The 225-nt window shown below is 70.2% G+C and carries 1 pseudogene; it reads right to left on the bottom strand.

Annotated features, from left to right (window positions below):
* A pseudogene (locus BN358_RS21435) lies at positions 1–225 on the bottom strand (magnesium transporter); the annotation flags it as partial.

Raw genomic sequence — 225 nt, 5'->3', positions numbered from 1 at the left:
ACGTCAGCGGCGCGCTCGGTGTCGAGGGACGCGATCACGTCCACCTGCTCGTCCTCCGGCAGCTCCTCCAGCGCTTCGGCCAGCCGGTCGTCATCCATGGCCTGGACGACAGCCGCCCGCAGCAACGGGTCCATGTCGTGCAGCTCCCGGGCCACGTCAGCCGGCTTGAGCTCGCTGAGCCGCATCACCTGCTGCTCGGCGTCTCGGGGAGCGGGCTTCTCGATG

This window comes from Sedimentibacter sp. B4, from assembly GCF_000309315.1.
Taxonomy (GTDB): domain Bacteria; phylum Bacillota; class Clostridia; order Tissierellales; family Sedimentibacteraceae; genus Sedimentibacter; species Sedimentibacter saalensis.
Note: the sequence above shows the minus strand (reverse complement) of the source record. Positions and strands in the feature narration are given on the sequence as shown.